The 10,129-nt window shown below is 76.2% G+C and carries 10 protein-coding genes and 1 pseudogene; 8 read left to right on the forward strand and 3 right to left on the reverse strand.

Annotated features, from left to right (window positions below; all coding sequences use genetic code 11):
- Window positions 1–50: 50 nt before the first annotated feature.
- Window positions 51–782: a helical backbone metal receptor gene (locus tag V9U70_RS13690; RefSeq protein WP_336675136.1), complete on the forward strand. Its 732-nt coding sequence runs from the start codon at window positions 51–53 to the stop codon at window positions 780–782.
- Here the strand turns inward: V9U70_RS13690 and V9U70_RS13695 are convergent.
- Entirely contained in the window at window positions 700–1,887 is a 1,188-nt protein-coding gene (locus V9U70_RS13695) for a TDT family transporter (RefSeq protein WP_336675138.1), read from the reverse strand. The two genes, V9U70_RS13690 and V9U70_RS13695, sit on opposite strands and share 83 nt — an antisense overlap.
- 70 nt (window positions 1,888–1,957) lie before the next feature.
- Between V9U70_RS13695 and V9U70_RS13700 the strand changes: the two genes are divergently transcribed.
- Together V9U70_RS13700 and V9U70_RS13705 are read left to right on the forward strand one after the other, a co-directional pair.
- Window positions 1,958–2,890 (forward strand): LysR family transcriptional regulator, encoded by a 933-nt coding sequence (locus tag V9U70_RS13700; protein WP_336675140.1) that lies wholly within the window; start codon window positions 1,958–1,960, stop codon window positions 2,888–2,890.
- Between the two features lie 34 nt (window positions 2,891–2,924).
- Window positions 2,925–3,872, forward strand: coding sequence for a DUF2510 domain-containing protein (locus tag V9U70_RS13705; RefSeq protein ID WP_336675142.1), 948 nt, complete (start codon window positions 2,925–2,927; stop codon window positions 3,870–3,872).
- A gap of 58 nt (window positions 3,873–3,930) precedes the next feature.
- On the opposite strand, the gene V9U70_RS13710 is transcribed toward V9U70_RS13705, so the two are convergent.
- On the reverse strand, window positions 3,931–5,133 hold the full coding sequence (locus V9U70_RS13710) for an amino acid deaminase/aldolase (protein WP_336675144.1): 1,203 nt from the start codon (window positions 5,131–5,133) through the stop codon (window positions 3,931–3,933).
- A 188-nt stretch (window positions 5,134–5,321) separates the two neighbouring features.
- On the opposite strand from V9U70_RS13710, the gene V9U70_RS13715 reads away from it, so the two are divergent.
- Both V9U70_RS13715 and mycP read left to right on the forward strand, forming a co-directional pair.
- Window positions 5,322–6,344 (forward strand): hypothetical protein, encoded by a 1,023-nt coding sequence (locus tag V9U70_RS13715; RefSeq protein WP_419723980.1) that lies wholly within the window; start codon window positions 5,322–5,324, stop codon window positions 6,342–6,344.
- Entirely contained in the window at window positions 6,341–7,522 is a 1,182-nt protein-coding gene (mycP, locus tag V9U70_RS13720) for a type VII secretion-associated serine protease mycosin (RefSeq protein WP_336675148.1), read from the forward strand. The genes V9U70_RS13715 and mycP overlap by 4 nt, the downstream gene beginning before the upstream one ends.
- A 188-nt stretch (window positions 7,523–7,710) precedes the next feature.
- Here mycP and V9U70_RS13725 read toward each other — a convergent pair.
- A pseudogene (locus V9U70_RS13725) lies at window positions 7,711–7,933 on the reverse strand (EamA family transporter); the annotation flags it as partial.
- A 26-nt stretch (window positions 7,934–7,959) separates the two neighbouring features.
- Here V9U70_RS13725 and V9U70_RS13730 point away from each other — a divergent pair.
- From V9U70_RS13730 to V9U70_RS13740, 3 genes are all read left to right on the forward strand, one after another.
- Window positions 7,960–8,472, forward strand: coding sequence for a TetR/AcrR family transcriptional regulator (locus tag V9U70_RS13730; RefSeq protein ID WP_336675443.1), 513 nt, complete (start codon window positions 7,960–7,962; stop codon window positions 8,470–8,472).
- Window positions 8,473–8,566: 94 nt separating this feature from the next.
- Window positions 8,567–9,295, forward strand: coding sequence for an SseB family protein (locus V9U70_RS13735; RefSeq protein WP_336675150.1), 729 nt, complete (start codon window positions 8,567–8,569; stop codon window positions 9,293–9,295).
- 102 nt (window positions 9,296–9,397) lie between these two features.
- Entirely contained in the window at window positions 9,398–10,120 is a 723-nt protein-coding gene (locus tag V9U70_RS13740) for an aquaporin (RefSeq protein WP_336675152.1), read from the forward strand.
- Window positions 10,121–10,129: the final 9 nt, after the last annotated feature.

The following is a 10,129-nucleotide window of genomic DNA, read 5'->3' on the forward strand; positions in this document are numbered from 1 at the left end:
CGGGCCGTGCGACCCCCGCGGGCCCGCAGTCTTCCTGGAAAGGCCCTTCCGTGCGCGTCGTCTCCCTGGTCCCCTCGCTCACCGAGGCCGTCGCCGTCACCGAGCCCGGGCTGCTCGTCGGGGTCACCGACTGGTGCACCCGTCCCGCCGGCCTCGCCGCCGCCCGGATCGGCGGCACGAAGAACCCGGACACGGCCGCGATCGCGGCCCTCCGCCCCGACCTCGTGATCGCCAACGAGGAGGAGAACCGCGCCCCCGACCTCGCGGCGCTCCGGCAGGCCGGGCTCACCGTCCTGGTCACCGAGATCCGCACCCTCCAGCAGGCCTTCGCCGAGCTTGAGCGGCTCCTCGTCGACGGCTGCGGCCTCGCCCGGCCCTCCTGGCTGGCCCGCGCAGAGGCGGCCTGGGCCGAGCTGCCCGCCCCGGCCGCCTCCCCGCGCCCCGCGATCGTGCCGGTCTGGCGACGGCCCTGGACGGTGCTGGGCCGCGACACCTTCGCCGGTGACCTGCTCGCCCGCCTCGGCGTGCGCAACGTCTACGCCGATCACCCCGAGCGCTACCCGCGCGTCCCCCTCGACGCGCTGAACGCCTCCGGGGCCGAGCTGGCCGTGCTGCCCGACGAGCCCTACCGCTTCACCGCGGACGACGGGCCAGAGGCCTTCCCGGGCCTGGATGCCGCCCTCGTCGACGGGCGCCTGCTCACGTGGTACGGGCCGTCGCTGGCCGAGGCGGCACGGGAGCTGCCGTCAGCGCTCCGCCGGCCACCCCGCCCGCCGTTCTGACCCCCGCGGCCGCCCACGCCGCCACCAGGAAGACGTACAGGGCCACGGAGAGCCAGCTGAGCGCTTCCAGCCCGGTGTGCCGCGCCAGCCCGGCCGCCCCGGTGACACACGTGCCGACCGGGAAGGTGAACGCCCACCACGTCATCGCGAACCCCATCCCGTGCCGCACGGCCCGCACCGTCATCGCCACCGCCAGCGCCAGCCACAGCAGGGCGAAGCCCGTCACCGGCACCCCGTACAGCACCGCGAAAGCGCCGAACGCGGAGGCGTACGGCGCCCCGACCACCCCCGGGGCGGCGTCGGCCAGCTGGTTGACCGCGGTCGTCGACTGCCCGAGCGGTCCCAGGACCAGGAAGAGCGTGGGCGTCAGGGCCACCGGCAGCGGACCGTGGTGGACGAGCCGGGCGAACACCAGCGGCAGCACCACCAGCGTGGCCAGCAGCGACAGGCCGAACAGGGCGTAGCAGCCCAGGAGCAGCGCCTCGCGCCCCTGCCCCGCGGGGGCGTGGGGCACCAGCAGCGCCCCCTGCGAGGCCGAGACCATCGGCGCGACCAACGGCAGCAGCCAGATGGGCGACGCGGTCCCGGGCGCGGGGCGGTGGCGCACGATCATCAGATACGGCACCGCGACCGCCGCGGCCAGCCCCACCGCCGTACCCGCCGCGAACAGCGCCACGTCCGCCGCCAGGGCGACCTGAGCGCCCACGACGTCCCGGCCCACCACCAGCGTCGCCCCGCCGACCGCCAGCAGCGCCATCGAGAGGCAGCCGTAGAAGGGCGCGACGGCCGGGTCCAGCAGATGGGCCCGCGCCTGATCGCGGTGGCACAGCCAGTGGCCGGCCCGTGCGGTGAGGACGGCGGCGAGCAGAGCGGCCGAGAGGGCCCACACCGCGACGCACACGGCCCGCAGTCCGGGAACGTCCGCCGGGAGCACGGCGCCCGCGCTCGCGACGATCGCGGTGCCCATGACGCTCGCATACCAGTTCGGGCCGATGTGCCGCAGCGACGGCAGCCGCGCCGGACGGGACGAGGAGCCCGGCGGCCGGAGGGAAGGGGCGGGGAAGAGCGGCTGGGGCGAGGTCCCGGTCTGCGGAAAGACGGCCATGCCACGATTCTTCGCGGCCCCGCCCCCGCCCACCAGGGAGCCCGCTCCTATGAGGTCATAAGCTGGATTGATGGCCGGCGACCCGCACACCCCTCACATCCCGCTCTCCCACCGGGTTCCCGACCTCGGGGCGCTGGAACTGCTCCTCGCCGTCGCCCGGCACGGCAGCCTCGGGCGGGCGGCGCGGGACGTCGGCGTCACCCAGCCCGCCGCCTCCAGCCGCGTCCGGTCCATGGAGCGGCAGCTCGGCGTCGCCCTGCTGGACCGCTCGCCGCGCGGCTCCCGACTCACCGACGCGGGGGCGCTGGTCACCGACTGGGCGCGCCGGGTCGTCGAGGCGGCCGAGGCGTTCGACGCGGGCGCCCAGGCGCTGCGCGACCGCCGGGACTCCCGGCTGCGGGTCGCCGCCAGCATGACGATCGCGGAGTACCTGCTGCCGCGGTGGCTGATCGCGCTGCGCGCCGAGCGGCCGGACACCGCGGTCTCGCTCCTCGTCGGCAACTCCGCGGACGTCGCCCGCCGTCTGCTCACGGGCGAGGCCGATCTGGGCTTCGTCGAAGGGCTGTCGATACCGGAGGGCCTGGACGGCACCGTGATCGCTCACGACCGGCTGGTCGTGGTGGTCGCCCCCGCCCACCCGTGGGCCCGCCGCCGCACCCCCCTCCTGCCCCGCGAACTCGCCGCCGCCCCGCTGATCCTGCGCGAGCACGGCTCCGGCACCCGCCAGGTCCTGGACGCCGCGCTCGCCGCGCACGGCCCCCTGGCCCCGCCCCTGCTGGAGCTCTCCTCCACCACGGCCGTCAAGGGGGCGGCCGAGAGCGGTGCGGGGCCCTGCGTCCTGAGCGAACTGGCCCTCGGCGAGGAGCTGTCGGCCCGCCGCCTGGTCACGGTCGCCGTCGCCGGCGTACGGCTGCGCCGCCAGCTGCGCGCCGTCTGGCCCGCCGGGCACCGGCCCACCGGCCCGGCCCGCGATCTGCTGACCCTGACGGGCCGGGACTCCTGATCCGGCTGAGAGGGCCACTCCCTAGAGTTGGGGCATGAGCTACGCGACGCCGCCCGGTTGGTATCCGGACACGGGCGCACCCGGCACGGAACGCTGGTGGGACGGCACGTCCTGGACCGGGCACACCCGCCCGTCCGTCGCCCGCTCGGCGCCGCATCAGCCGCACGCCCCCGCGTCGTTCGGGCCGCCGGACCCGGCGCCCGGCCCTCACGGGGGCCGTAGCGGGGGCGGCGGAGGCCCGAAGGCCGTGGCCTTCACGCTCTGCGGCGTGCTGGTCCTGGGCGCGGCCGTCGCCGGGGCCGTCCTGCTGGGCCGGAACGGCAGCGGTACGGCGGGGGCCCCGGCGGCCACCACATCCGCGCCGGTCCCCGCCGCCCCCACGGCCTCCGCCTCCGCAAAGACCGATCCCGACGAGGACCCCTCCGTCCTCGTCGACCAGCTCAACGGGATCACCGTGCCGGTGCCCGAGGGCTGGGAGAAGCCGGAGAACACCGTCGGCGACATCCCCACCATCCGGACGGCGGACCCCTACGACTGCCCCCAGGGCTCCGTGTCGTTCTGCTACCACGGCACGGTCACCACCCGCACCGCCCGCGCCGGGGAGACCGACCCCAAGGCCCTGGCGGAAGCCGACATCGTCACCGCGGCCGACAGCGCCTACGAGGAGGACGGCCTCGGCCGGCGCGCGCACGGCGGCATCACGGCCCACAAGGTGCTCAAGACCCAGGAGGTGACCGTCGCCGGCCGTACCGGCCACCTCGTGCGCTGGCGGGTCACCACCGGCAAGGGGCCCGGAGGCGTCGTGCAGTCCCTCGTCTTCCCGTCGACCGTGGGCAGCGGGAGTCCGGTGATCGTCCGGTTCGCCTTCGACGCGAACGTCCCGGAGCTGCCGCTCTCCCTGATGGACACCATCACCCGGGGCATCCGCCCGCTCGGCGACGGCGGGACGAGCGGCGGTGTGGGCGCGTCGATCGGCCCCTGAGCCCGCGCACCCCGCGCAACGGACCGGGCCGGAGCGGCCGCCGCACGGTGCGGCGCGGTCAGAGGAACGTCAGGCCCTCGCCCCGGTACGTCGGAACGCTCGCCGTGACCCGGTCGCCCTCGACCAGGCGCAGCGTATCGAAACGCTCGCACAGCTCACCGGCCTTGGCATGCCGGAACCACACCTTGTCCCCGATCAGCAGGTCGTCGGCGGGGAAGCCCAGCAACGGCGTCTGCACCTCGCCCGCGCCCTCCCGCGCGTCGTAGCGCAGACCCGGTGGCAGATACGGCGTCGGCGACCGGTCGGCCCCGGCCGCGCCGGACGCCGGGTAGCCGCCGCCGAGCACCGTCACCACGCCCACGCCCGGCCGCCGTACCACCGGCTGGGCGAACAGGGCCGCCGGACGGCCGGTGAACGACGTGTAGTCGTCGAACAGCCGGGGCACGTACAGCCCCGAGCCGGCCGCGATCTCCGTCACCGCGTCCTCGGCCGCCGTGGACCGCACGCTGCCCGTGCCGCCGCCGTTCACGAACTCCAGGCCGGGCGCGACCGCACGGACCGCCCGCACCACCTCGGCCCGGCGGGCCGCCAGCTCCCTGCGGGCGACGGCCTGCATCAGCCGGATCGCCCGGGACCGCAGCGGCCGCCCCGCCGGCGAGTCGCCGACCCCGGCGACATGCCCCTCGTACGCCATCAGACCCACCAGCCGGAACCCCGGCCTGCGCGCCACCGACCGGGCGAGCTCGGCGAGTTGCGCGGGAGAGCGCAGCGGTGAGCGCAGGGCGCCGATCCGTACCCGGCCGCCCAGCAGCCGCAACGAGGTGTCCAGCTCCAGACAGACCCGGATCTCCTCCCGCCCGCCGGCCCGGGACGCGTCGATCAGATCCAGCTGGGCCGGGTCGTCCGCCATCACCGTCACCGCGGCGGCCAGCTTGGGATCGGCGGCCAGCTCGGCGAAGGCGGCCCGGTCCGCCGACGGGTAGGCCAGCAGGACGTCGTCGAACCCCGCCCGCGCCAGCCACAACGACTCCGCCAGGGTGAACGACATGACCCCGGCGAACCCGGGGCGCGCGAGCACCCGCTCCAGCAGAGCCCGGCACCGCACCGACTTGCTCGCCACCCGGACCGGTTTGCCGGCCGCCCGCCGCACCAGGTCGGCGGCGTTGGCGTCGAACGCGTCCAGATCGACGATCGCGACCGGAGCGTCGAGATGGGCGGTGGCCCGGTCATACCGGGCCCGGTCAGCGGCGCGGGCAGTCATGGCCGCAGCTTGCCAGAGAGCCGCTACGGCTGGGTAGGGGGATGATCGCGGCAGATCCGCCGCCCACCGGGGCGTCCCGCTCCCCGCCGCCCGCCCGCAGCCCGTAGAGTGACGGCACGCGAACACCGACAGGCCGGTCGGCGGCGGTGATCCGTGGTCGGTGCGAGGACGTGTATGCGGGGGGCCGGATGAGTACCGACGCGCGGCGCGCCCCCGTGCCGCCCCGCCCGACGGCTCCTCCCGCCGCCCCCGCCCCGACGCCTTCGCCCGTCCCGCCGGCCCCGGCCGCCGCCCGACGCGGGCCCGCGAGCCCGCAGGACTCCCGGCGGTGGCCCGCCGGGGCCGCCGGCCCCGCGCCGGGAGCCGTCCCGCCGCCCCCGGGGACGTACCGGGCGCCGGCCTCCTACGGCTCTCCGGAGAGTCCTGCCGAGACCACCACCCGGCTGCGTGTCCCGCCGCCGCGGCGGTGGCGCGCGGTGTCGGCCGCCGTGTGCGTCGTGCTCGGTCTCGGGCTGATCGGCGGAGCGGTCACCGGGGCCCTGCTGACCGCCGACTCCTCGGCCCGGCCCGCCCGCACGGCGTACACCACCGGCCGCGACGCCTGGCACAGCGTCCCCGTCGACACGCTCTTCCCCCGCACGCTCCAGGGCAGGGGAGCGGGCCCCGGAGGCACCCACCGCACCTGGACGCGGCTCGCCGTCGCCCCCGACAGCACCTGCGCCGAGGGCCTGGACCCCCTGCTGCTCGCCGCCCTCCGCTCCGTCGGCTGCGAGCGGCTCGTCCGCGCCACCTACACCGACGCGACGCGCTCCAGCGTCACCACCGTGGGCCTCGTCTTCACCGAGGCCGAAGCCCCGGCCATGCACGCCCTGCACACCCGGTTCGCCGAACAGGGCCTCGCCGCGCGCAAGGACCTGATGCCCCGTACGTACGCCCCCGACGGCGGCGTCGCGGCCTCCTTCCGTGACGGGCAGCGGGCCAGCTGGACGGTCAGCCCGCTCACCGAGATCCCGGTCGTCGTCCTGGCCGTCTCCGGGTTCGCGGACGGGCGCACCGTCGAGGAGCCGCAGCCCGCGGCGGCCGCCATGGCGGCGGGCGCCACGACGGACATCGCGCGGTCCGGTCTGGGCCACGAGGCGAAGGGCATCGCGGACCGGGTGGAGCGCGGGCTGCGCACGACCGTAGCCGACCTCACGGAGCGGGCGGAATGAGCCGGCGCCCCCACCGCGCCCTCGCCGCCGTCTGCACCGCCGCCGTCCTCGCGCTCGCCTCCGCCGCCCCGGCCCACGCCGACGTCATCCGCGACCAGCAGTGGGCCTTGGAGGCCCTGCACGCCGACCGCGCCTGGCAGACCACCCGCGGGCAGGGCGTCACCGTCGCCGTCCTGGACACCGGGGTCGACGCGGACCACCCCGACCTGGCCGGCCAGGTGCTCACGGGCAGGGACCTCATCGGCTTCGGCGCCGAGCGCGGTGACCCCTCCTGGGCCCTGCACGGCACCGCGATGGCCGGGATCATCGCCGGGCGCGGCAGCGGCCCCGGGCGTGCCGGAGGCGTCCTCGGCGTGGCGCCCGAGGCTCGCATCCTGCCCGTCCGCGTGATCCTGGAATCCAAGGACCCGGCCCGTGCGAAGGCTCGCAAGACACGCGGCAGCGCCCTCGCCGACGGCATCCGCTGGGCCGCCGACAACGGCGCCGACGTCATCAACCTCTCCCTGGGCGACGACAGCGAATCCGCCCACCCCGACCCCGGCGAGGACTCGGCCATCCAGTACGCCCTCTCCCGAGGCGTCCCCGTGGTCGCCTCCGCGGGCAACGGGGGAGAGAAGGGCGACCGCACCTCCTACCCCGCCGCCTACCCCGGCGTCATCGCTGTCGCGGCCGTCGACGAGTACGGCGCCCACGCCTCGTTCTCCACCCGCCGTTGGTACGCCACTGTCAGCGCCCCCGGAGTCGACATCGTGGTCGCCAACCCGGACGGGCACTACTACATCGAGTGGGGCACCTCGGCGGCCGCCGCGTTCGTCTCCGGCGTGGTCGCCCTCGTCCGCTCCGCCCACCCCGGCCTCGACCCGGCCCAGATCAAGAAGCTGCTCGCCGACACCGCCCGGGACGCCCCCGCCGGAGGGCGCGACGACGCCCGCGGCTACGGGACCGTCGATCCCGTGGAGGCCATCGAGGCCGGCTACCGCCTGCGCCCGGCCGACCCGAACGCCCAGGCCGCGCCGACCGGCCACCGGGGGCGCTATTTCGGCGCGGGCCCCGCCCGGCCCCCGGCCGACGACCGGACGGTGAACTGGGCGGCCCCCCTCGCGGGCGGCCTCGGCGCGGCGTTGCTGGCCGTCTCCGTCGTCCTGTGGCGCGGCCGCGACGCCGCCGGTCGCCGCTGAGCGGGTCCGCCCCGCCCGTCGCGCGGCGGTGCGGCCGCTGGAGAGGGCCCCGCCCGGTCGGCCTCGCCTCACCGGCGCGCACCGCCCCCCTCGTGCCACCGTCTCACCGCCTCGCCTCGCCCCGGGCCGGGCCTCCACCCGGTCGCGCGGGGCCGGCGCCGGGTACCCGGCGGGCCCGTCGCCGCGCCGGGCGGCCCCGCGGTGCACCACGACCACCGCCACGAGGCCGAGCGCCAGGCCGAGCACGGTCCGGGGGCCGAACGGCTCCCCGAACATCAAAGCTCCCCAGACCGCCGTGACCGGAGCCATCAGGAACATGAGCGTGTTGACCGCGGTGACGCCCGACCTCCTCAGGATCAGCCAGTACAGCCCTTATCCGCCGAAGGTGGACAGCAGCACCAGCCAGCCGAGCCGAGCGGCTCTTCTACGAGCGGGGCATCCATGCCGTCGGGGTGGACCTGATCGCCGCCGAGGCCAAAGTGACCAAGAAGACCCTCTACGACCGCTTCGGCTCCAAGGAGCAGATCGTCGTGGAACACCTCGCCGACCGCGACGAACGCTGGCGCGCCTTCCTCGCCGAGCGCCTGGACGCCGCGCCGCCCACGCCGACCGCGCGGGTCCTGGCCGTCTTCGACGCCTCGCACGCCTGGATGGCGGACAACGGCTCCAAGGGCTGCAGCATGATCAACGCCCATGCGGAGATCAGCGACCCGTCCCACCCGGCGCACGCGGTCATCACGGGGCAGAAGCGGTGGACGCTGGACCTGTTCACCCGACTGGCCCGGAGCGTGGAGGGCCTCGCCCCCGACGCCGCCGGCCGGCTGGGCCGGACGCTCATGCTGCTGCACGCGGGGGCCCTGGCGGCCCATGGCCTCAAGGTCTTCCCCGACCCCGTCGCCCACGCCCGCGACGAGGCGTGCGCCCTGCTGGCCGGGACGGCGGAACGCTGAGGCCCGCATCCGGCCCCCGGCGGCGGCGCGCCGAGGCCCACGCCCGGCCCCACCTGCGGGGCGGCGGCGCGGAGCCAGGCACTACGCTCGTCCCGTGGAGCTCAAGAACATCCCGGACCCCGGTTTCTCCGACGACGACGGCTCGGCCTCCCCTGCCCTGGCCCGGGCGCTGGAAGCCTGGTCCCGGGACCGGAGCGCGGTCGGCCCGGTGCTCGCGGCCCTCCGCGACGCCCGCCTCCTGGTCCCCGTCGTCGCCGTCCTCGGCGAGGTCGAGGAGGACGAGAACGGGCTGCGGCGCGAGAAGACCAGCGACATGGCCGTCCCCACCCTCCGGGCGGGCGGCCGGCACGCGCTCCCCGTCTTCACCTCGATCGACGCGCTGGGCCGCTGGGACCCCGCCGCCAGGCCCGTGGCCGTACCGCTGCACCAGGCGCTCCAGGCCGCCGCCCACGAGAAGGCCGACACCGTCGTGCTGGACCTGGCCGGGCCCGTCGCCTTCGAGCTGACCGGGCAGGCCCTGCTGGCCCTCGCGGAGAACCGCACCAGCACCGACCCGCTCCAGGACCCCGCAGTGATCGCCGCCGTACGGGAGACCGTGGCGGCCGAACCCGCGGTGGTGCGCGCCCACCTCGGACCCGGCAGTGCCGACGGGACCCTCGCTCTCGTCCTCGCCCCGGAAGCGGCGCCCGCGGAGGCGGCCCGCCGGATCGCCCGGGCGCTGTCCGCCAGCGAGGTCCTGCGGGCCCGACTGGTGAGGGGACTGGACCTCGCCGTTCTCCCCGCCGAAACGCCCGCACCGGGCGAGCCGCTGTTCAGCCGCTGAAGCGGTTGCTCCGGCTCGGCGAGCGCGATGCCGCGACCGCCGTGAGAATTGTCGAGGAAATCGGAGAAATCCGAAGAACCGGCCTACTCGCGAGGTGGTTGTATGCAGACACGGACCGTGGTGTCGGAATTCCTGGGCACTTCGCTGCTGGTCTTCTTCGGAGTGGGCTCCGCGGCGCTCGCCGCGGAGTACCTCGGCACGGTGGGCATCGCTCTCGCCTTCGGGTTCACCCTGCTCGCGCTGGCCTACGCCCTCGGTCCGGTCTCCGGCTGCCATGTGAACCCCGCGGTGACGCTGGCGGTGTACGGGACCGGCCGGATCGGCCTCAGGGCCGCCGTCGAGCGCTGGGCGGCCCAGATCTTCGGCGCGATCGTCGGCGCCGCGGTGCTCCTTCTGCTGGCGAAGCAGATCCCCGGGCTGCGCACGAGTGGTGAGTTCGGGACCAACGGCTTCGGCGACCGGTCGGCCGTCGGCGTCACCATCGGCGGAGCTTTCCTGGCCGAGGTGGTGCTCACGTTCCTGTTCGCCTACGTGTTCCTCGCGGTGACCCACAAGGTCGCCGTGGTCGGCTTCGACGGGCTGCCCATCGGTCTCGCCCTCGCCGTGGTCCACCTGGTCGGCATCCCGCTGACCGGCGCCTCGGTCAATCCGGCGCGCAGCCTGGGCCCGGCGCTGTTCGCGGGGGGCGCGGCCCTCTCCCAGCTCTGGCTGTTCCTCCTCGCGCCGCTCGTGGGCGGCGCGCTCGCCGCCTACGTGCACAGGCTGACGCATCCCGCGCCGCCGCTGCCGGCCGCTGGGCCCACCGGGCCGTCCGAGCCGTCCTAGAGGCGGCGT

The organism is Streptomyces pratensis (assembly GCF_037137275.1).
GTDB classification, from domain to species: Bacteria; Actinomycetota; Actinomycetes; order Streptomycetales; family Streptomycetaceae; genus Streptomyces; species Streptomyces pratensis_B.